We start from the raw sequence: 22,634 nt of genomic DNA, 5'->3' as shown, positions 1-22,634 counted from the left end.
ACTCACTCCTTCGCAGCATTCTATTTACATAAGCTACAATATGCGAGCGGCTTTATTTGGGTGAATACCTATTTTCTATTGCACACAAAAAGGAAATGAATTACAATTTAACTATCAGAAAATTAAGATTTTAAAACTGAATACTTCTTTATCAAGAGAGGCAGAGGGACCGGCCCTTTGAAGCCCAGCAACCTCAGTTTATACGAACTGAATAGGTGCTAATTCCTGCAAAATGCATTGCATTTTGGAAGATAAAACTCAACTAGCATGTAAAGCTCATCTTTCTTGATACTGAAGGATGAGCTTTTTATTATTTGAAAAACATATATTGGAGGTATGTAAAATGAAAGTAATTGATTTATCACAAACATTTGAAAATAATATGTCTCAATTTCCTGGAACACCTAAAATACAACTAGAAGCTGTTACAAGTGTTGAAGAATCAGGCTATCAAGTTACAGATTTTCATTCTGTCGTTCATGTTGGCACGCATTGTGATGCTCCTGCGCATTTTATTTCAGGCGCAACGACCATCGATCAATTACCGCTGGATCAATTTGTAGGTGAAGCTGTTATTATTGATGTAACTCACGTACAAGAACGAAAACTACCTAAAGAAGTACTGCACGATGCTGATATAAAAGAAGGAGATATTGTTATTTTCCATTCCAATCTATCTACTAAATGGAACACAGAGGCGTATGAGAAAGAAGCTTTTTATCTTTCTGAAGAATTAGCCGAGGAACTAGTACAATTAAAAGTAAAATCTGTCGGTTTAGATTTTATTTCTCCTGATGAGGTAACGACAGAAACATCACCAATTCATCACATACTACTTGGGAATAATATTTATTTAATCGAAAACTTAACAAACTTAGATGCCATTCACACGAAACGTTTCTTCTTCTCAGCAGCACCTTTAAAAATTAAAGATAGCGACGGTGCTTTTGCAAGGGCATTTGCTGTAATTTTTTAAACAAACTATACAAAAAAGCAAAGATCATCATTGACCTTTGCTTCTATTTTTTTTATTTAAATTAAGAAAGAATTGCTCAACATGAGGACGTAACCAAGCTAAATAATCCTTCTCTTTCTTCTTTGTACAAGCTATTTCTTCCCCATCTACCATTTCAACAAGTTCTAGTTCTAACAGTTGCTTCGTGAATGCTAACATATTCACTTCTTCGGATGGATACTCTTCTTTTAATTTCTCCTCAATTTCCCCCAATAAAAAACCGTCACGCATCATTGCCAATGCATCAATCCAAAGTGGCGGCATTTCATATTTTTCTCCTGTAATTGTGTCTTTTACAGTATAATTCTTTTGCTCTTTTCGAAATTGAATCGTGTGTAAACATACAGTCGAATTTAATGTTAATTCCATCATACCACCTCTTTCATAATATCTGCATAGAAAAAAGGATGCGCGTGCACCCCTTCTTATCTTTTCATAACACTACTGAACCGTTACATGAGCAATCAATCTCATGTCGATATTTTCCTCCATTATAAACGAAGTATTTTATAAAAAAAACCCTTCTTGAAACATTTTATAAAATGTTTATATTTACACAACAAGAACACTTTTCTGAAAAATCTTTTCTCAAATACATTAAACGGTCGGCAGAAAAATTTCTACTTTCGTTCCTACTCCTAGACTACTTTGGATCGTGATACTCCCTTGATGTTCCTTAATAATTTTATATGTAATCATTAATCCAAGTCCTGTACCATTCTCCTTTGTTGTGTAAAACGCCTTGCCGATTTTTTCTAACTTCTCATTCTCTATACCGCATCCTTGGTCTTCAACAGAAATACACAAATGTCCTTGCGTTTTTTGATATGCACGGATATGAATTTCTCCACCCTCTGGCATTGATTCTATTCCATTTTTAATGATATTTAATAACACTTGTTTTAATTGCTTATCATCACCGTTTATAGCCGGTAAATTTCCATCTACTTGTAAATTACATTTAACTCTATATTGCGTTGCATAACTTTCCATTAGATGCACAACATATAGAAGGGTGTCTCGTATATTACACCTTTCATAATTTGTTGGTTTTGGTTTCCCTAACAACATCAATTCACTAACAAATCCATTAACCCTTTCAATTTCTTGTAGCATAATGTCGTAGCTCATCGTATCAGTTGGATTTCTTTCTTTTTGCATTTGCGTAAACCCTTTTAACGCTGTTAGTGGATTTCGAATTTCATGGGCAATTGTTGTAGACATAGTCCCAATCACAGCTAAATTTTCCGTCTCTTTCATATTGTTCATCATTTCAACCACTGTTCTTACATAAGATTGAAATCGTTTTAATAAAGAATGTGAAATAATGAAATAAAATACACATAAAACAAGTGGAATTATCACTTTTAAATCTTGTAATAGCAATGTGAAAAATACGTACTTTCCAATTACACTAAAGGAAACTAAATAAAAGTATTTTCTATTCACGAAAACTGGGGCAAATAAAATTAACAACATTTCTACCATACTACCATGTTCAAAAGGTCTATCCGTTCGCAAATAAATCATTAAATTATTAACAAGATTGATAAACATGTATCCAAATAAAAATAAATATTTTACAGAATATACATACCCTCTTTTTTGAAGATATATAGAAATAGGAAATAATGCTATTACAAATATAGGCACACCTATCCCAAGACTACCTTCTGGCCACCCTACCGCTGTTCCACTAATATTCATAGCAGGATATACAAAATAATATATAGCGTCATATAAAAAGAATATAATATAAAATAATAATATAAATACCTTTAAGGCTCTTCTTTCTTCATAAATCAAGCTCTTGTATTTGTTCATATAAAAACTCCCCTTGATCGATACAAAAAACTTTCATTGTTATCTCCTTAAAGTATAAGTATGAAATTGCTTTCAGGGCAATATTTAACCTTATAATACTAAAAGGAAGGAGATCTCTCCTTCCTTTTAGTAACAACTTATATCCAACTTACCCTATCATGTAACAATCCATCAGTAAAATTATTATGCCCTATTACAAAATCCTTCATATATAAATTTAAATACTCACCGTACTTACTTTCTGTATTTAATAACAACTCCTCGACGTAATAAGCGCCTTGTTCAAATTGATCTAAAAGTAAACTAGACAAGCCCGCATAAATCCCGCACCCTACCTGAAAATACGTTGCATTCGTTTTATATTTACGAAAAACTTGGCTACTATTCATTACATTATACATATATGTCTCACTATTTTCATAAACGAGTAACACACCGACCAAGTCCTCTCCAGCAACCTCTTCTTCCGCTGGATTAAACACTTTACGATTCCAGTTCCATAAATCTTCTACTTGATCTAAGTTCTGTCTAATTATATTTGTTGTATACTCATTAATTCGGTAAAGAAAACCAACTTCCATATTGAAGTTTTTCCCTAAAATTAATACTTCCTCATGTGGCATTAAACAACCATAGAATTCTTTTTCTCCTAACTTCACTTTATACTCTGAAGCATATACATCTTCATAAAAGTAAAGAGGACGATGATGACTCATATACATCGGATAACTCCAGATTGCTTCATCTAAAAATCGCTCTACTGCCCATGAAGCATAAAGTGTATGTGGCTTTATAAGTGCTGTATCATGCAAAAACGACGTGTCATGTTCTACAATATAACATGCTCTTGGCCTTTCATTTGGTCGTTCCTTCATAAGCTCAACAACCATCCATTGAACAACACCTGGATTCATACCTGAACCTATAATCGCTTTTGTATTTGTAAATTTCTCTTTCTCCTTCTCAAACCTTGTATATCTTTCCGTAAGCTGAAAGCCGATTAAGCTGTCGTCCTGATCTACTGCTTCATTTTCCAAGGCTGAATTAATATAACAAATTCCTAATTCATTACAGCAGCTTAATACTCTAATTGTATCTGCCCCTGAAACATCAATCACAACACTCGTACTTTTTTCTTTTAAATGTTGTTTAAATTCCACTACATTTTGAAGGTTTATCTCATATAAATATAATTGACCTTTCAAATTCGAAAACAACTCATCATAATAAGTCCTATCTTTTTGTTTTATATCCACTAAATGAAATTTGGCATTCTTTAATACTTCATAAATTGGATCTTTTTCATTTGCTATCGCTTGATTTAAAATTGCTAAAACTGCTTTTGCTGCTCCACCAGCACTACCAAGCAATGTAATTGATAACGAATTCGGAAACTGCTCCACAAACAAAACCCCTTTAATAAATTAGTTGAGCAACTCCTCCTCAAAAAATAAATTGAATACATAAAAAGATAGCTCGTACACAATTTTTATAAGTTAGTGCAAAGTTACCTTTTAAAAAATCACACTATACTATGTTTATATTCAATTCATTTTTCCCCTCATCTTCAAATTAAACTAAAACAAATAGGCTCGACCTTTTCTTCTGCATATAAAAGAAAAAGTCAGCCCTTCCAACTAATCTACGGACAATGGACGGATTTTACATGTTGAATATTCACATACATTTTTGCATCACGTGCTTTTGATATTTCAATATGCCCTTCATCAATTTTCGCCATTTTTCCAATTTTATTGGACTCCTCACCTAAATCAAACACCATAATTTTCCCAGTCATTTTAATAAGCTGCTCTTCAAATGTTCTAGCTAATGTAATATTTAACGGATTTACGGGGAGTTCATTTTTATTGAGGGCATACGGTACTTGGTTTTCTTTATACGGAATTAACCATTTTAAATGCTTTAAAGATATATATACCGTTTTATAAACCGGACTATAAAAAACAATATAGTCGTTCATCACACTTGTAACATAACCATGTATTGGAGCATTTCCTGCTACATAAACTTCTGTAAAAATCCCTTTAGAAGTACTTAATACTTTTCTCAAAGAAATTGAAGGGGATTCCCTCTTAATTACAGAATCAACATCTGGTTTTAGTATGTCTTCGTCATGTGGTCTTAAAAATTTATAGTATTGTACATGATATAAAGATATATATACATAGTCTTGTCCATTGTAAAGAACAATAATGTCATTTCCTACGTCTATTAATATACCTTTAAACCTTTTTTCACCGATTAATTTAACATATATATTTTCCCCAATACTTTTGTTTAACTCATTCATCTATATCCTCCTTCCTATGAATTTCAGCTTTCCTATCTTTCGTTTCAAAAAAAAAATCAGGGCAATGTTCTGTCTTAATAGTAAGTAATTCCTTTTCATACTATCGAAATAAGAAATTGTTCTTCTCTTTCCCTCATAATGCCCCTCTTATTTATTAAACATTATTCATCTTCATTCTTTTTACATTTCACTACTTGACTCACACTCTTAATATGATAATTAATGATATAAATAACTTCATCACCGTTTACTAGCGTAATACATTCTTCATGCACTTCACTTAATAAGCCTTCTACACACTCTGGGCCGCCACGATTAATCTTTACCCACTTATACTTCAAGTCACATAATACATCGACAAAAGTATCATCATCAGAGCAGAAACATGAAACATAGCCGTCGCCACATTTACTTTCTTTCACTTTCTTAACTAGACTTTTCACATGTTTCAATTGGTAATATACTAATTCACCAAGAGGAAGTTGTAATGTAAGGTAATCTCTTCCTAACGATACAAGTACCCCCACTCGACTCTCTGGTCCACGAAGATTTACTTTTACAGTCTCACCGACTAAGCCTTTAATTTGTTCACAGCATAATATACTTTCCAAATTTATATCCTCCTTTCTTATTATCTTCCTCTTCTTGACTGTCTTTGTGCGCGAGCTCGACCTGAATTATTACTTTCACTTTCGCTTTCACTTTCGCTTTCTTCGCTCTCTCTACAAGGTACTGTTACACTCTTAATATGAGATACTGCAACTAATATAACTTCTTCTTTTACAATTAGTGTCACAAATTCACAAGAAACATCTTGTAAAATACCTTCAACTTTCTCTGGGCCACCACGATTAATTTTCACCCAGCAATATTTGAAGCTTTGAAGTAACTTTTCAAAGTCATCTTCACATTCACATTCCAACCATCTGCAATCATCTGCTTTACAATCTTTCGCATTTTTTGTAATACTTTTCAGATGACGAATCTGATAGTAATAGAGCTCTCCTTTTTCATTCTTTAATACAAAGTAATCCGAACATACAGCGACTATTGTCCCTTTTTGAGATTCTGGACCACCCCTGTTTACTCTCACAAAAGATCCAATTAAGTCTTTCAGAAAATCACAATGAAATAAACTCACGAGAAAACCCCTTCCATTAATTTATAAGCTTTTGCACTGATAGTATATGTATCTGTACAGGTTACGTTCTCTATGTTTGTCCTAGCTAGAAAAAAATATGCTTTTAACATGGTAGACTACTACCTATCAAAATTTGAGGAAAGGCTAAGAACTCCTTATGTTTTTGATATCTTCAAACAAAAAATCCCTTATGAATATACATTTCTGCATATCTTCATAAGGGATTTTCCATAGTTTAATCTTCGTCTTTAACATCCATATCTTCTGGAATTGGTTCGTTCAATATTTCTTCCACTAATTGCTTATATTTCTCCATTTGCTCTAAATGTGTATTAAATTGTTCTTTATTTACTAAATATTGCTCTCCATCGAATAGCGCACGAATTTTCTTTTGCTGAATTAACTCTTCAATATACGATTTTGGTAAATTCAAATACTCCGCAGTCTCTTCTACTGTTATATACAATGCGTTCATTCCTTTATTATTTTTTCATCTATACTGTATCTTACTTTATTTTTGTAAACAAATAAAAAAGATTTTGTAAATGCAGTTCAAAAAGCAGGTAGATGCATTCCATATATTGTATAGTATTATATAGTAAGAATTTTTTAAATATAGAATGGTATTACCCATTTACACAAAGGAGAGTTAACATATGGCTACTCGTCACATCATTACAATGTTAGAAAAAACACTACAAGTTGAAACAGAAAACACAATTTCTCATTTGAATGTATCTTTATCTGATCGTTTTCTTTCTCAAAGCACAGCAATACATGAAAACAATTGTTATCATACAATTGGTGAATGGTACAAAAATCATTTCTTATTCCAACAAGATGATTTCCTTTGGGCTAAATATGCCTTCTATGACGCATATTGTGAAGCCATCAAAAAACAAGGTCATCTTACAAAACGTGTTCGCCAAATATTAGAATCATTAGCTCGAATGCATGGAAAACAGTATATTGCTTCTATACTAAATATGCCATTTCCTAATGAACGCGCTAAAGGGACAGCGTAATTTAGCCATGTTCTGCGTAAGCAAAACATAGCTAAATTGTTTTCTAGGATGCTTTACCAATAAAATGTTCATATCATATGAACTGATGAAACCGGTGTCATTATAATGATAGAAAATATAGTAAACAGGAAAACCCCCACGTACATCTCTCATCCATTTGAATAGAGAAATACGTGGGGGTGTACTTGTTCCTTATTATTTCATCATCTGCTTAATCAGTTCGCGATTTCTCTTCTTAAATACTTCATTATGAGAAGAAACCATTCCGTACTCACTTGCATCTGGTTGGATAAATTGTTTTGCTTTATTCACAGCATTTCCCGCATCTTGGAATGCACCTGCAATTAAGTGTAGTTTCCCTTCGTGCTTTAAAATATCTCCAGCAGCATATAATCCATCTACTGAAGACTCACTATTTGCATTACCTGCAATATAATAATTATCTATAATTGCAACGTCTAACTCACTATTTTCTAATAATGTAATGTCGCGTTCATATCCATGATTAATAATAACTTCATCAATAGGTAAATGAGAAACCTCACCTGTTTCATGATTTGTTAATTCTACATATTCGATTGCTTCATGATTATCACCAGCAATTAATTTTGTAATCGATGTATTAAAGAAACACTCCGCTGAGCTGTTCATAAGTTGTTTTACTTGTGCTTCATGACCAGATAATTCTTCTTTTCTATACGTTACATACACTTTTTTCGCAATTGGTTCCAATTCATTTGCCCAATCAACAGCAGAATTGCCTCCACCGGAAATAATAACTGTTTTACCTTTGAAACGCTTTAAAGATTTAACTGTATAATTTAAATTCGATACTTCAAATCGCTCAGCACCTTCAATAGATAACTTTTGCGGTTTCAATATACCACTTCCTGTTGCGACGATAACTGTTTTTGAAAAGTGTTCTTCCCCAGTACTTGTTTTTAATGTAAAAGTACCATCTTGATTACGAATAATTGATTCCACTTTTGTATCTAATACAACTTCTGGCTTAAATGTTAACCCTTGCTGTACAAGTTGTTCAATTAACTTATCACCTGTAACTGGCAATAGTCCTCCTACATCCCAAATCATTTTTTCCGGATACACATGTATTTTTCCACCTAACTGTGGTTGAAATTCTATTATTTTTGTTTTCATCTCTCTGAGTCCACTATAAAAAGCTGAATAAAGCCCTGCAGGTCCCCCGCCTATCACGGTTACATCAAACAATTCTTCTCTATTCATTAACCTTCACTCCTCAGCTACTAATCATTGATTATCATTCTCAATAAAATATAACCTGTTTCTGCAAAATTTACAATTAAAATTACTATTGACAATACAACTAGATAAAATTATATTATTTAATGAATCAATAGTGATAATCATTATCAATTTGTTAATAATTAGCAAATTTGAGATTACATCTTCTTTTATTAATATGGTTAATACTATATTGTAGAATCTCACATTCAAGATTTTTAATAAACATTTTGCATTACCACTACTCTTTCAAAAAGATTACAGTTAAACAAATTATTGTATACACATATCATCTATGTTAAAGGAGAAAGACGATGAAAAAGTTATTTATTTCACTAACAGTTCTTTTCGTTCTTGTTATGAGTGCTTGTAGCAATGGCTCTACAGACAAAAAGAACGATACAAAAGGTAGTAAATCAGAAACAATTACATACCAATCTGAAAATGGTAAAGTAGAAGTGCCTGCAAATCCAAAACGCGTTGTAGTTTTATCATCATTCGCTGGTAACGTAATGTCATTAGGAGTAAATCTTGTTGGGGTAGATTCATGGTCTAAACAAAACCCACGTTTTGATAGCAAATTGAAAGATGTTGCTGAAGTATCAGATGAAAATGTTGAAAAAATCGCTGAGCTAAACCCAGATTTAATCATTGGTTTATCAAATATTAAAAATGTTGATAAGTTAAAGAAAATCGCTCCTACTGTAACATACACTTACGGAAAAGTTGATTACTTAACACAGCATTTAGAAATCGGTAAGTTATTAAACAAAGAAAAAGAAGCAAAAACTTGGGTTGATGACTTCAAGAAACGTGCACAAGACGCTGGTAAAGAAATTAAAGCAAAAATCGGTGAAGATGCAACAGTTTCTGTTGTAGAAAACTTCAACAAACAGCTTTATGTATACGGCGAAAACTGGGGCCGTGGAACAGAAATTCTGTACCAAGAAATGAAATTAAAAATGCCTGAAAAAGTAAAAGAAAAAGCGTTAAAAGAAGGTTACTACGCATTATCTACTGAGGTATTACCTGAGTTTGCTGGTGATTACTTAATCGTAAGTAAAAACAAAGATACTGATAACTCATTCCAAGAGACAGAATCATATAAAAACATCCCAGCAGTAAAAAATAATCGCGTATATGAAGCAAACATGATGGAATTCTATTTCAATGATCCACTTACATTAGACTTCCAACTAGACTTCTTCAAGAAGAGCTTTCTTGGTAAATAATACAAACATGAGGAATTCTTAATTTAAGAATTCCTCTTCCTTTATTCTATGAACAGAAAAGATGTGAAACGAATGACAAAAGATCATGACAATCCACGTTCTATAGCTTTTACATACAAACTAATTTTAAGCTTAATTGCATTCTTTCTTATTTTTATGGTTGCAATGGTATTAGGTGCTGCAGATACTTCGATAAAAGATGTATGGTCAGCACTCACTTCCTCCGCTAAAGGAGACAAAATATCTATTATTCGAGAAATACGTTTACCACGTGAAGTTGCTGCTATTTTTGTAGGAGCTGGATTAGCCGTTTCTGGAGCAATTATGCAAGGATTAACACGAAATCCACTTGCGGATCCTGGATTATTAGGGCTATCTGGTGGAGCAAATGCTGCGCTTGCACTGACACTTGCTTTCAACCCTTCCATCAGCTATCTTTACTTAACATTAGCTTGCTTTATCGGTGCTGCAATTGGCGCAATTATGGTATTTGGAATTGGTATGGTGAAAAAAGGCGGCCTTTCTCCTCTTCGAATTGTATTAGCGGGTGCTGCAGTTTCAGCATTTCTACTCGCAATTTCAGAAGGAATCGGCATTTACTTTAAAATTTCACAAGATGTATCACTTTGGACTGCTGGGGGCGTAATCGGAACAACTTGGAGCCAATTAAAAATTATTATTCCAGTCATTTCAATTAGTATCTTTATCGCTATCTTACTAGCAAAAAAATTGACAGTTCTTAGTTTCAGTGAGGAAGTGGCTATTGGACTAGGTCAAAAAATTATTGTTATTAAAACCATTTTATTTATCATTATTATCTTACTTGCAGGTGCATCTGTAGCGCTTGTCGGAAATATGGCATTTATCGGCTTAATGGTACCTCACATGGTACGCCCAATTGTCGGTCCAGATTACCGATTTGTTATACCGATGTCAGCAATTGCTGGAGCTTCCTTTATGCTACTTGCAGATACAATCGGACGTACTATTAACGCTCCATACGAAACACCAGTTGCGGCAATTGTCGCGATTGTAGGGTTACCATTCTTCCTATTCATTGTACGTAAAGGAGGAAAAACATTCTCATGATGCAATCTATTTTAAGAAAACAGCGTCTCATTATACTCGCTTTACTTATAGTAATCATCACAACCATTGTAGTTGGAATGGGACTTGGTTCAGCATCTTTATCTTATGATCGACTACTCCCAACATTAATGGGACAAGGAACTTTTAAAGAGGAGTTTGTTTTATACTCTTTACGACTACCTAGAATTGTCATTACATTATTAGCTGGTATGGCTCTCGCTTTATCAGGTGCTATCCTACAAGGAATTACCCGAAATGATTTAGCTGAACCTGGTATTCTCGGAATCAACTCTGGGGCCGGTGTTGCTGTTGCTATTTTCTTTTTATACTTTCCAATAGATGTAGGTTCATTTCTTTACTTACTACCTGTCGTTGGATTTATCGGAGCATTTCTGACAGCTGTTCTAATTTACGTATTTTCATATAGTAAATCAACTGGACTTCAGCCGGTGCGATTAACATTAACCGGTATCGGTTTTTCATTTGCACTATCTGGAATGATGATTGTCCTTATTTCATCCGCTGATCGTATGAAAGTAGACTTTATCGCCAAGTGGATTGCCGGAAACATTTGGGGAGATGACTGGATCTTCGTTTTCGCAATGCTCCCATGGTTAATCGTATTCATTCCGTTCGTTTTCTATAAAGCAAATCGATTAAACATTCTAGCATTAAACGAGCCCGTCGCAATCGGCGTTGGAATTGAAATTGAAAAAGAACGCAGATACTTATTAGTTGCAGCCGTTGCGCTTGCTGCTGCAGCTGTTTCTGTAACAGGAGGAATTAGCTTTATCGGACTAATGGCTCCTCATATCGCAAAATCTTTAGTAGGTCCGAGACATCAAATTTTCATGCCTATCGCCGTTTTAATCGGCGGATGGCTATTGCTATTAGCAGACACAATCGGACGAAACATCGTTGAGCCTAATGGCATCCCAGCAGGTATTGTCGTTGCTTTAATTGGCGCTCCTTACTTTATGTATTTGTTGCTTAAAAAAGCTTAAAAAACACCCTCAAGATTTCTTGAGGGTGTTTTTGTTTCATTCTACTGCTGCCCATACCCTTCAAACTTCTTCGCCAAATTCTCCATCTCATCTTCTGGCAATAGCTTTGGTTCCCCAATGCTTTTCGTTTGATAATAAATTTGAGCACAAAACTCAATCTCTTCTGCAACAGTAAATGCCATTTTTATATTATTTGCACCAGCAATTAAACCGTGATTTGCAAGTAGCACAGCACGACGATCAATCATGCCTTCAAAAGCAGCCTCTGCTAATTGCTTCGTACCAAATGTTTCATACGGTGCACAGCGCACATTCGGTCCTGCGAAAGCAATTAAATACGACACAGCCGGAAGCTCCCATCCTAATGATGCAATCGTCTTCGCGTAAGGAGAGTGTGTATGCACAAGCGCATTTATATCTTCACGCTTCCTATAGTAAATAAGGTGCATATCTAATTCACTTGATGGTTTTCTCTCTCCTTCTATTACTTCACCATCTAAGTTTAATATAACTACATCTTCAGGCTTTGTTTCATAATACTCTAAACCACTTGGGCTAATCGCAACAAGACCTTGTTCACGATTAAAGATACTAATATTACCGCCCGTTCCCTTTGTTAAACCACTAGAAATCATTTTCTTTCCATACGCTACAATTTCTTCTCTTTCTTTTGGTAATAACATATACATCCCCCTAAGTATGAAGCTTATGATGACTGACTTTTACATTTATCTACTTATTGAAATAGCTTTTTTAAATTCTCCGTAAACGGTGCCTTTACAATCCCTTTTTCTGTAATAATCGCTGTTACATTTTCATGTGGAGTAACATCAAATGCTGGATTATATACTTTACTTTCTTTCGGAGCTGAATATTGTCCGAAGCGATTAATCACTTCAGAAGCATCTCTTTCTTCAATCGGAATTTCTTTTCCTGTCGATGTCTTTAAATCAATTGTCGGCGTTGGTGCCGCTACATAAAACGGAATGTTGTAGTATTTCGCTAAAATAGATACGCCTAATGTTCCAATTTTATTTGCTATATCACCGTTCGCTGCCACACGGTCGCATCCAACAATTACAGCGTCAATCTTCCCTTGTGACATGACCATAGCCGCCATATTATCCGTAATGACAGTAACATCAATTCCCGCTCGCTGTAGTTCTAATGCCGTTAACGTTGACCCTTGTAATCTTGGACGTGTTTCATCCGAAAAGATTTTTAAGTCCCATCCTTTTTCTTTCGCTAAGTACATTGGAGCCGTCGCAGTACCATACTTAGTCGTCGCTAACGCACCAGCATTACAATGTGTTAATACTCCCATTCCATCATGGAATAATGTTAATGCATGTTCTCCAATTTGACGGTTAATTTCTTCATCTTCTCTATGAATCTCTTTTGCCTCTTCTAGTAATCTATTTTTCAGCTGTGAGATTGATAAATGAATATTATCTGTCGCTACACTTTCCATTCTTTCAAGTGCCCAAAATAAATTTACGGCAGTCGGTCTTGATGTCGCCAAGTATGTACATACCTTTCTTACTTCATCCATAAATCCTTCTTCCGTACCTTCAGCAAATTCCTTTATCCCTAAATACACTCCATAAGCTGCTGAAACACCAATCGCTGGTGCACCTCGTACTTTCATTACTTGAATGGCATCCCACACACTTTCAGCTGTTTTAAAAGATTCATAAACAATTTCATTCGGTAATAACGTTTGATCTAACAAAACTAAAGCATCATCTTTCCACTGAATTGGTATTAATTGCTCTTCCATCATATTCTCCCCTTACTCCGCGTAGTGCATTGACTGTTCTTTTAACGTTGCTACAAAACTTGTACCCGTTCTATATTGATTCGCTCGTAAAATAAAACTCTTCGCTACTTGAAGACAAATTCGCTCCGCTCTAGCACGTGCTTCCTCATTCTCAATACAAGTAATATCTTTTACTTTCGCTAATCCAACAATACGGCGGATTAATTCAAGACCTGTCACTGCAGCTGTATCCTCTAATACAGATTGTAAATAGGCTTCGTTAAAGCCTTCTTCCTTCGCCATAATCTCGGTCACATAAATATCCCAAGCATCTAAAAACTTCTTCTTAAATAAATCAATTACCTCTACCATCGTAGTTTGTAACCAATCCATATACGTATCTTTCTCAGCTCCAGGTAGCATCGTTGCATCTGCATTCACCCAAGCAAACATTAAATTCGCCATTACATTCCCGACGTCATATCCCATAGGTCCATAAAAAGCAAACTCAGGATCAATAACCTTTGTAGAATCATCTCTTACAAAAACAGAACCAGTATGTAAATCACCATGAAGCAATGCCTGTGCATTCGTCATAAAAGAAAATTTACGTTTCGCTACTTCCATACGAAGCTCTTTATCACTATAAATACGCTCCCTAATCCATCCCTCATTTAAAGGAAATAACTCATTACGCTTATTATGATTTGTAAATGGTTCTGAATATACGAGGTCCTCTGTAATCTCACATAATTCAGGATTTATATAATTCTTCACAAGTTCCTTCTTCTCTTTATGATTCATTACAACATCAGATGTTAATAAAAGTGTATTTACCATAAAAGTAGTTAAGTCGTCAGCAAGCTGCGGAAATATTTGATGATTTATAAGTGCTGTACGTAATATTGTGTGATTCGATAAATCTTCCATTACGCAACAGTTCATCACACTATCAAATAAATACACCTTAGGAACAAGTCCAGGTGCTAACTCATGCTCTAACTGCAAAACATCTGATTCTATACGAATACGATTCGTCGATAACTTAAACTCATCTGAAATGCGAGCTGTATCCCCAGCTTGCTTTACGATGACAGACATGTTCTCTTTTTCATCCCAAACGCGGAACACATAATTTAAATTGCCATCACCTATTTCTTTACACTTTAGCCCCTTTGCATGTTCAAACTTAGATAATTTCTCTTTCACATATGCAATCACATCGCTAGCTTCCATTAAAAAATACTTTGTGAACTTAGACATGGTTTCCCCTCCACACCAATTGTAAGCGTTTTCCAAAAGCTATAAAAAATAATAGGTTGAATTTTTTCATCCTATAAATATGTATTCTTCTTTTTGAAAGGTATATCTAGGTTTTATTATATCTTGTTAGCATTTTGAGTCAATGTTTCTAACTGTCATCTCAAATATATACTTCCTAATTATATATTTGAGATGACAAAAATTGTTCAAAAAGATTTCGATTCATTTTATTTTATTTATCGCACAATTCTTTGTAAAATAGAAATAAGCAGTTCCTTTTCAAATACATAACTTCTAAGAAATATTTCCTTCCTAAGAATTTACACTTACACCATATTTCTAACATACACACTACTCTTTCAAACAATCATTGAAAATTTATAGACTTAAAGTTACCTTTCCATTCCCTGTTAGCCTTAATTGAGAATAAATATTAATTAAATTGGTATAAAGTTGGTTTATTCTCTTGACAAAATAACCACTTCTATATGATAATTAATATCGAATTAGAATTATTATAGTTAATTAAAAAATATATTTTATGAGCACACTATTTTTTGATGCTCAAAACCAACATTTAGGAGGAATTTTAACATGTTATTAATCGGCACAGAAGTAAAACCGTTTAAAGCTAATGCTTACCATAATGGAGAATTTATCCAAGTTACTGACGAAAGTTTAAAAGGAAAATGGAGTGTAGTTTGTTTCTACCCAGCTGACTTCACATTCGTTTGCCCAACTGAACTTGAAGACTTACAAAACCAATACGCAACTCTAAAAGACTTAGGCGTTGAAGTATACTCTGTATCTACAGACACTCACTTCACTCACAAAGCATGGCATGATAGCTCAGAAACTATCGGCAAAATCGAGTACATCATGATTGGTGACCCAACTCGCACAATCACTACAAACTTCAACGTTTTAATGGAAGAAGAAGGTCTTGCTGCTCGTGGTACATTCATCATCGATCCAGACGGCGTTATCCAATCTATGGAAATCAATGCTGACGGTATCGGCCGTGACGCAAGCATTCTTGTTAACAAAATTAAAGCTGCTCAATACGTACGTAACAACCCAGGTGAAGTTTGCCCAGCTAAATGGCAAGAGGGTTCTGCAACACTTAAACCAAGCCTTGACCTTGTAGGCAAAATCTAAGGAGTTCGATCAAAATGATACTAGATGCAGATATAAAAACACAACTATCCCAATACCTTCAATTAATGGAGAACGATATTTTACTTAAGGTAAGCGCAGGAGACGATAACGTATCTAAAGATATGTTAGCTCTAGTAGACGAATTAGCTACTATGTCATCTAAGATTACAGTAGAAAAAGTTGAATTAGAGAGAACACCAAGCTTTAGCGTAAACCGCCCTGGTGAAGACACTGGTGTCGTATTCGCTGGTATTCCATTAGGACACGAATTTACATCATTAGTGTTAGCTTTACTACAAGTAAGTGGACGCGCTCCAAAAGTTGAACAAAAATTAATCGATCAAATTAAAAACATTCAAGGCGAATATCATTTTGAATCTTATATCAGCCTAAGTTGTCATAACTGTCCTGATGTTGTACAAGCTCTTAACGTAATGAGCGTTCTTAACCCTGGTATTACACATACTATGATTGATGGCGCTGCATTCAAAGAGGAAGTAGAAAGCAAAGACATCATGGCAGTACCAACTGTTTACCTAAACGGCGAATCTTTCGGAAGCGGCCGTATGACACTTGAAGAAATTTTAGCTAAAATGGGTAACGGTCCAGATGCATCAGAGCTTTCTGATAAAGATCCATACGATGTTCTTGTTGTTGGTGGGGGCCCTGCTGGTGCAAGTGCAGCAATTTACGCAGCACGTAAAGGCATCCGCACTGGTATCGTTGCTGAGCGCTTCGGTGGTCAAGTAATGGATACTATGGGCATTGAGAACTTCATCAGCGTAAAAAAGACTGAAGGTCCTAAGCTAGTAGCAAGCCTTGAAGAACACGTAAAAGAATACGACATCGATGTAATGAATCTACAACGTGCGAAACGTTTAGAGAAAAAAGAACTTATTGAAGTGGAACTTGAAAACGGCGCTATTCTGAAAAGTAAGAGCGTAATCGTTTCTACAGGTGCTCGCTGGCGTAATGTTGGCGTACCAGGTGAAGCTGAGTTCAAAAATAAAGGTGTAGCATATTGCCCACACTGTGACGGTCCATTATTCACTGGAAAAGACGTAGCAGTTATCGGCGGAGGTAACTCTGGTATTGAAGCAGCTATCGACTTAGCAGGTATCGTTAAGCACGTAACTGTTCTTGAATTCATGCCAGAATTAAAAGCTGATGCTGTATTACAAGAGCGTCTTAACAGCTTACCAAACGTAACTGTTCTGAAAAACGTTCAAACGAAAGAAATCACTGGTACTGATAAAGTAAATGGTATTTCTTACATCGATCGTGAAACTGAAGAAGTTCATCACGTTGAATTACAAGGTGTATTCGTACAAATCGGTCTTGTGCCAAACACAGACTGGTTAGGCGAAACAGTTGAACGCGTTCGCGGTGAAATCGTAACAGACAAGCACGGCGCTACAAACGTACCAGGAGTGTTTGCTGCAGGTGACTGTACAAATAATCCGTACAAACAAATCATCATCTCTATGGGTTCAGGTGCAAACGCAGCTTTAGGTGCATTTGATTACTTAATCCGTAACTAATAAAAACAGGTGCCTTGGCACCTGTTTTTTATTACCCTAATGTATAAACTAAAAACCTCTCATTCCCATTCTTCTCATAAGCACCTGGCAATCTAACTTCTTTCTTCAGCTCAAACGCAGTCTGATTTTCTAAGAAGAAAATATAGTCCTCAGAAGGATAATATAAAATAATATCCACTTCTCTCCCCGTGTTTTCTACTGAAAACAAAATGTTATTTACTACATTCATAAACACTTGCACAGAAAACGGATTAAAGAAATAAAACCTATTATCATGTGGATCAATCTCATATTCCTGCGCTAAACAACATTGGAATTGAATTTTCCCCTTACTGTTTCGTGCCTTTCGGGCATAACGATCTCGATTATCGATCGCTTCTTTATAAAACTCTTCATTCATTTCAATTCCAACTGCTGAAGCCCCACATTTATGATGCATATAAAAGTTTAATCGCCCTTTTCCGCACCCAAAGTCTACAATTCGGTCACTACTTTTTATTTCATATTGATTCAGTAACTCATCTAATCCGCTATACGGCGTCGGTTCATAACGGTGATAATGCATAGATTTGTTAAATCCTTTTTGCTCACCGACTGTTTTTATATGTAAAACTGCATCGTAATATTGTTCGTTCATTCGTTTTCTCCTATTAAAAAATGGTACTTATTATTATACACCATGTACTGGAGGCTCATTTTTCATCAAATTAATAGATATGTGAAATTATATTAACGATTTTCTTAATATATCTATCGTAACTTCAAATATATCAACGATTTTTCAAATATATCGATTTACCGACAATTCACGACAAAAAAACAGGAGCTCTTTAGCCCCTGTCTTCTAACACTTTCAATACAGTTTGTTTCAATATTTCTACCCCATCCATAATACAACTATGATCAAACCTCATATACGGATGGTGTAATCCAGGTTGTAGGTCTGCTCCTAGTCCAAGCATGACAGCTTTTAAATGTGGTCTTTTCACTGTATAGTAATGGAAATCATCGCTTCCTGTCGTATAGAGAGGCCCTGTGCATCTCTCTTCCCCATACACTTCGAGAATACCTTTACGCATAAAGCGCTCTGCTTCTTCGGAAACCTCTGCTCCTGGTGCAAGATCCATCCATTCGTATGAAGTTTTCGACCCCATCGATGCAGCTGATTCTATTACATGCTCAATCTTTTTCTTTAATTCTTCTAATAGTATATTACTCTCTGCTCTTACATCTAAACTGAAATGACCATTTCCCGGAATAATATTTAAATTATCACCACCAGCTTGGCATCTCGTCATTTTTACTGAATAAGAACTTTGCGGTGGCAGCCAAATATTTTTCAAACCGATATTAATCATAGAAATGACATCAATTGCATTCACACCTTGGTGTGGTCTTGCCCCGTGTGCATCCTCCCCATGAATCATCCCCTCTAAAAATCCTGCTGCTCCATGACGAATAGATGGAGCTGCTTGTTTCAAAGATAGTTCTTCAATTGGTCTTAGATGGACGCCAAATAAGAAATCAGCATCATCTACAGCACCTTTCTCCACCATCTTTAAAGCACCATTCCCCTTCTCTTCTGCTGGCTGAAAAATAAATCTAACCGTACCACTTTTCCATCTCATATTTTTCAATTGTAAAATAAGTCCCATTACAATGGTCATATGAGCATCATGGCCACATGAATGGTTCGCTTTAAATTCTCCATTTACTTCTTGCCAAAGTGCATCCATATCAGCACGAATCGCAATAACTGGATTCCCGCCTCCAATCTCAGCAATTACACCTGGACAATCATCAAATGTTCTATATGAAATTCCTTCTTCTTTTAAAAAGTCAGTAATATACGCTGTCGTTTCATATTCTTTCCAACTTACTTCAGGGTTTTCGTGTAAATGCTGAAAAATCTCCGTTAAGCGCTCTTGTAGTTCTAATGTTTTCAACGTTCCAGTCTCCTTCCCACATTACAAACGATTCGGGTTAATTATACTTATGAAAAACAGATGTTTTTATGAACATATTGAATTTTAAGAAAAAAGTCAATTGTTTATTTTTAAATACTTAAAAACCTTACTCTGCACTTATATTACAAACTAAACAAACAACTAGAACATTCTTTATTTTCTGTTTTTTTATGTTGACGCTTACATAAACTTTTAGTTATCATAACCTAATAAACGTCTATTTTACGACAATTCTAAAAATACAAACAAACATACGTAACAAGGAGGAACTTTATGAAAAAAGAAATACCTTTTGGAATAGCGCTTATCCCTATTATCATTACCGTTGCAGTTATGATGGTTACAATTGTTGTATTAAAACAAACCCCTCACGTTCCACTTATTATCGGTACAACCGTTGCTTCTATTGTCGCTTGGCGTTACGGTTACAAATGGAATGATCTTGAAGAAGCAATGTATAAAGGGATTCGTCTTGCATTACCCGCTATCGTCATTATTATTCTTGTCGGCTTAACAATTGGTGCTTGGATTGGCGGTGGAATCGTCGCAACGATGATTTATTACGGTTTAAAACTTTTAACTCCATCACTATTTTTAGTTTCCATTACCGTCATTTGTTCTATCGTTGCATTAGCAATTGGTAGCTCTTGGTCTACAATGGGAACAATTGGTGTTGCTGGAATGGGAATTGGCCTAAGTATGGGAATCCCAGCTCCAATGGTTGCTGGTGCCATTATTTCAGGCTCTTATTTTGGCGATAAAATGTCACCGCTTTCAGATACAACTAACTTAGCCGCAGGATTAACAAATACAGATTTATTCGCACACATTCGTCATATGTTATTTACTACAGTTCCAGGTTTAATTATTACTCTTATCGTTTACGCGGTCTTAGGAAGAAGCTTCGGCGCTAACAATATTGATGCGAAGAGCATCGATCAAACGTTACAAGTATTGCAACAAAACTTTGTTATCTCACCTTTCCTACTCATTATACCCGTAGTCGTTATGGTATTGGTCGCTAAAAAGGTCCCTGCCATACCAGCGATTCTCGTCGGTATTATTTTAGGATTTTTATCACAAGTCTTTATTCAAGGTGGTTCTGTCTCAGCATCTGTCGGTGCACTCCAAGCTGGATTTGTTATAGACACTGGAAACAAGCTAGTAGACGAACTATTTAACCGCGGTGGCTTAGATTCGATGATGAATACAGTCTCTATGACAATTGTCGCTATGACTTTCGGAGGAGTATTAGAACATACAGGTATTCTTCGCTCAATTGTAAATCAAATTTTAAAGTTAGCGAAATCAGCAAAAGGGCTTATCGCTTCTACTATCGCATCTTGTTTTGCAACAAACCTTACTTGCTCTGAACAATATATTTCAATTGTTGTCCCTTCAAGAATGTACGCAAATGCATACACGGAAAAAGGACTACATTCAAAAAACTTATCCAGAGCATTAGAAGATGGTGGAACATTAACTTCTGTCTTCGTTCCTTGGAATACGTGCGGTGTATTTATTCTCGCAACACTTGGCGTAGGTGCATTTGAATATGCTCCTTATGCTATTTTGAATTTCATCGTACCTATTATCTCAATCATTTATGGTATAACAGGCTTCACAATTGTAAAACTATCAGACATTGAAAAAGCAGAACTACTAAAGAAACAAAAAGCTCAACTAGAAGCTTAAAAATAGCGGTAAATTCAGTTCATATAGTGCGCGAGGTCGCCCTTGTTGATAGGGCATTTCCTCGCCGCAAATATGAGCATACCCGTAATCAACTAATTTCTTTAACAACCTTTCTGTCGATCTTCGAGTCACTTGTAAGTACTCAGAAAGGTCAGCTGCTGTAAACTTCAATGACGGGTGCGATTGACTAAATTGAATGATTTTTGACAAATTGGCCGGACTAAGCTTTGTTTCCTTCGCTATTTTCATTAGTTCCGGATTATCATTTTTCAAACTTTGTACTCTCTGTTCTTTCGGGAACGGACCAAACAAATCTTTATCACTTGTTAGTATATAAAAACAACGATCTATTGGATTGTTCTTTGCAAAACTTTGAGCAATTTTTGCATTTTGCTCCGCTTCTTTCACGGTTTTCCCATAACCAAATCCAATAGCTATCGTTCCTTCTACGCTCGCAAACAAGTTATCTATTGCATTTGTTTTAATAATTGATTCGATATCACCACGAGTTGTATACAAAATGCATGTCATTTCATCCACTTGTTTAAATGAACCACGTAGTTCTTTTGAAATGACATCTAGTTTTTCAAGCAAACTCGCTCGTAATTCTAAGGAAGAAATAATACAAGCACCAACAGTAGCTGAATAGCTTTTTGCTAACTCAGCTTTTATTTTTGCATCTTTTAGCCCATGTATAATGGATTGTGTTGGATCAATCATGCGCTCTGAAGGAACACCTATTTTTTGAAGCTCGTCGTAAACAGCGTGAATACTAGTTAAAGCTAAATGAGCTTCTCCAGATTGATATTTAGCTACATGAAAATCGATAACTCTATTTATCTCATCTTTACTCCACAGCATATTTTCATAATCCAACACTTGCGGACTTTCTTTTATACCGATATCATGGAACACATTTGTAATAAACGAGCGGTCTACTAAATCGATGGAAATGTTATGTGGTTGAATACTCTGATGATACATGATAGAAAGAATTGAAGATGCGACAGTTGTCTCGTCTTGCTGTAAGTATGTACTTGGAATTCGTAATTGTTCTCTTATTTCTTTTGCCATATAATAAGGTAAAGCACCTGAGAAAAAGATGACATCACAAGGCTTTAGACACTTTAATAGTTCAGAAGATTCCGTCGGATGAAGGTAAATATATGGATCAATTTCTATTCCTTCTAATTTTTGAGCAATAGGAAAAAGGTTCTCCATAAACTCCTTTGAACCGACAACTGCAATTTTTATCATCATTTTCTCTAACTCCTTATCATTAATTAACGACTATTTAACGTCAACTATATCAAATGTATAAAACTATTGTAAACAGGAAGGGGTTTC

General features: G+C 35.1%; 22 protein-coding genes and 1 riboswitch. Of the genes, 8 read left to right on the top strand and 14 right to left on the bottom strand.

Annotated elements, in window-relative coordinates:
• Positions 1-145 precede the first annotated feature (145 nt).
• Positions 146-258, top strand: a riboswitch (SAM riboswitch).
• An 85-nt stretch (positions 259-343) separates the two neighbouring features.
• Positions 344-976: a cyclase family protein gene (locus MKY21_RS02025; protein ID WP_000862975.1), complete on the top strand. Its 633-nt coding sequence runs from the start codon at positions 344-346 to the stop codon at positions 974-976.
• Between the two features lie 27 nt (positions 977-1,003).
• Here the strand turns inward: MKY21_RS02025 and MKY21_RS02020 are convergent, their stop codons facing one another.
• From MKY21_RS02020 to MKY21_RS01990, 7 genes are all read right to left on the bottom strand, one after another.
• Positions 1,004-1,384: a hypothetical protein gene (locus MKY21_RS02020; protein WP_000424119.1), complete on the bottom strand. Its 381-nt coding sequence runs from the start codon at positions 1,382-1,384 to the stop codon at positions 1,004-1,006.
• Between the two features lie 228 nt (positions 1,385-1,612).
• Complete coding sequence (locus tag MKY21_RS02015; protein WP_001046106.1) at positions 1,613-2,839, bottom strand: ATP-binding protein; 1,227 nt, start codon at positions 2,837-2,839, stop codon at positions 1,613-1,615.
• A 137-nt stretch (positions 2,840-2,976) separates the two neighbouring features.
• The gene (locus MKY21_RS02010; RefSeq protein WP_000434721.1) at positions 2,977-4,242 is read right to left on the bottom strand and encodes a hypothetical protein; all 1,266 of its coding nucleotides are present in this window, start codon (positions 4,240-4,242) and stop codon (positions 2,977-2,979) included.
• 239 nt (positions 4,243-4,481) lie between these two features.
• On the bottom strand, positions 4,482-5,150 hold the full coding sequence (locus MKY21_RS02005; protein ID WP_001004268.1) for a hypothetical protein: 669 nt from the start codon (positions 5,148-5,150) through the stop codon (positions 4,482-4,484).
• A gap of 161 nt (positions 5,151-5,311) precedes the next feature.
• Positions 5,312-5,761 carry a hypothetical protein gene (locus MKY21_RS02000; RefSeq protein WP_000443835.1) on the bottom strand — a complete coding sequence of 150 codons (450 nt, stop codon included), beginning with the start codon at positions 5,759-5,761 and terminating at the stop codon, positions 5,312-5,314.
• A 20-nt stretch (positions 5,762-5,781) separates the two neighbouring features.
• Positions 5,782-6,291 carry a hypothetical protein gene (locus MKY21_RS01995; RefSeq protein WP_000051534.1) on the bottom strand — a complete coding sequence of 170 codons (510 nt, stop codon included), beginning with the start codon at positions 6,289-6,291 and terminating at the stop codon, positions 5,782-5,784.
• 235 nt (positions 6,292-6,526) lie between these two features.
• On the bottom strand, positions 6,527-6,766 hold the full coding sequence (locus MKY21_RS01990) for a helix-turn-helix domain-containing protein (protein WP_001998970.1): 240 nt from the start codon (positions 6,764-6,766) through the stop codon (positions 6,527-6,529).
• A gap of 181 nt (positions 6,767-6,947) precedes the next feature.
• On the opposite strand from MKY21_RS01990, the gene MKY21_RS01985 reads away from it, so the two are divergent.
• Entirely contained in the window at positions 6,948-7,316 is a 369-nt protein-coding gene (locus MKY21_RS01985; protein WP_000235475.1) for a hypothetical protein, read from the top strand.
• A gap of 195 nt (positions 7,317-7,511) precedes the next feature.
• Here the strand turns inward: MKY21_RS01985 and MKY21_RS01980 are convergent, their stop codons facing one another.
• Positions 7,512-8,561: an NAD(P)/FAD-dependent oxidoreductase gene (locus tag MKY21_RS01980; protein ID WP_001078284.1), complete on the bottom strand. Its 1,050-nt coding sequence runs from the start codon at positions 8,559-8,561 to the stop codon at positions 7,512-7,514.
• A 332-nt stretch (positions 8,562-8,893) separates the two neighbouring features.
• Between MKY21_RS01980 and MKY21_RS01975 the strand changes: the two genes are divergently transcribed.
• The 3 genes from MKY21_RS01975 to MKY21_RS01965 are packed head-to-tail and all read left to right on the top strand — an operon-like array spanning position 8,894 to position 11,904.
• Complete coding sequence (locus MKY21_RS01975) at positions 8,894-9,811, top strand: iron-hydroxamate ABC transporter substrate-binding protein (protein ID WP_000732587.1); 918 nt, start codon at positions 8,894-8,896, stop codon at positions 9,809-9,811.
• A 48-nt stretch (positions 9,812-9,859) separates the two neighbouring features.
• Positions 9,860-10,900, top strand: a complete 1,041-nt coding sequence (locus MKY21_RS01970) for a FecCD family ABC transporter permease (RefSeq protein WP_044795627.1) — start codon at positions 9,860-9,862, stop codon at positions 10,898-10,900.
• Positions 10,897-11,904, top strand: a complete 1,008-nt coding sequence (locus MKY21_RS01965) for a FecCD family ABC transporter permease (RefSeq protein WP_044795626.1) — start codon at positions 10,897-10,899, stop codon at positions 11,902-11,904. Before MKY21_RS01970 ends, MKY21_RS01965 begins: the two co-directional genes overlap by 4 nt.
• A gap of 41 nt (positions 11,905-11,945) precedes the next feature.
• Here the strand turns inward: MKY21_RS01965 and MKY21_RS01960 are convergent, their stop codons facing one another.
• Genes MKY21_RS01960 through mtnK form a run of 3 tightly spaced genes read right to left on the bottom strand, consistent with a single transcriptional unit; the run spans position 11,946 to position 14,926 of the window.
• The gene (locus MKY21_RS01960) at positions 11,946-12,587 is read right to left on the bottom strand and encodes an L-fuculose-phosphate aldolase (RefSeq protein ID WP_000926291.1); all 642 of its coding nucleotides are present in this window, start codon (positions 12,585-12,587) and stop codon (positions 11,946-11,948) included.
• Between the two features lie 53 nt (positions 12,588-12,640).
• Positions 12,641-13,687, bottom strand: coding sequence for an S-methyl-5-thioribose-1-phosphate isomerase (gene mtnA / locus MKY21_RS01955; RefSeq protein ID WP_001998967.1), 1,047 nt, complete (start codon positions 13,685-13,687; stop codon positions 12,641-12,643).
• 9 nt (positions 13,688-13,696) lie between these two features.
• On the bottom strand, positions 13,697-14,926 hold the full coding sequence (mtnK, locus tag MKY21_RS01950) for an S-methyl-5-thioribose kinase (protein WP_341075313.1): 1,230 nt from the start codon (positions 14,924-14,926) through the stop codon (positions 13,697-13,699).
• Positions 14,927-15,520: 594 nt separating this feature from the next.
• On the opposite strand from mtnK, the gene ahpC reads away from it, so the two are divergent.
• Together ahpC and ahpF are read left to right on the top strand one after the other, a co-directional pair.
• Positions 15,521-16,084 carry an alkyl hydroperoxide reductase subunit C gene (gene ahpC / locus MKY21_RS01945; protein ID WP_000924420.1) on the top strand — a complete coding sequence of 188 codons (564 nt, stop codon included), beginning with the start codon at positions 15,521-15,523 and terminating at the stop codon, positions 16,082-16,084.
• 14 nt (positions 16,085-16,098) lie between these two features.
• Positions 16,099-17,625: an alkyl hydroperoxide reductase subunit F gene (gene ahpF, locus MKY21_RS01940; protein WP_000599501.1), complete on the top strand. Its 1,527-nt coding sequence runs from the start codon at positions 16,099-16,101 to the stop codon at positions 17,623-17,625.
• A 31-nt stretch (positions 17,626-17,656) separates the two neighbouring features.
• Here the strand turns inward: ahpF and MKY21_RS01935 are convergent, their stop codons facing one another.
• Positions 17,657-18,262, bottom strand: a complete 606-nt coding sequence (locus MKY21_RS01935; protein ID WP_044584081.1) for an SAM-dependent methyltransferase — start codon at positions 18,260-18,262, stop codon at positions 17,657-17,659.
• 193 nt (positions 18,263-18,455) lie between these two features.
• On the bottom strand, positions 18,456-19,571 hold the full coding sequence (locus MKY21_RS01930; protein ID WP_000853516.1) for a M20 peptidase aminoacylase family protein: 1,116 nt from the start codon (positions 19,569-19,571) through the stop codon (positions 18,456-18,458).
• Between the two features lie 294 nt (positions 19,572-19,865).
• Here MKY21_RS01930 and nhaC point away from each other — a divergent pair, with 294 nt between their 5' ends.
• Positions 19,866-21,287 carry a Na+/H+ antiporter NhaC gene (nhaC, locus tag MKY21_RS01925; RefSeq protein WP_000711529.1) on the top strand — a complete coding sequence of 474 codons (1,422 nt, stop codon included), beginning with the start codon at positions 19,866-19,868 and terminating at the stop codon, positions 21,285-21,287.
• On the opposite strand, the gene MKY21_RS01920 is transcribed toward nhaC, so the two are convergent.
• A complete protein-coding gene (locus MKY21_RS01920; protein WP_000972818.1) occupies positions 21,276-22,547 on the bottom strand; it encodes a hypothetical protein in 1,272 nt (423 codons plus the stop codon). The genes nhaC and MKY21_RS01920 overlap by 12 nt on opposite strands.
• Positions 22,548-22,634 lie beyond the last annotated feature (87 nt).

This window comes from Bacillus sp. FSL R9-9497 (genome assembly GCF_038005805.1).
Lineage (GTDB): Bacteria > Bacillota > Bacilli > Bacillales > Bacillaceae_G > Bacillus_A > Bacillus_A cereus.
The sequence above is the reverse complement of the archived record's forward strand: the minus strand, read 5'-3'. Positions and strand labels throughout refer to the sequence as shown.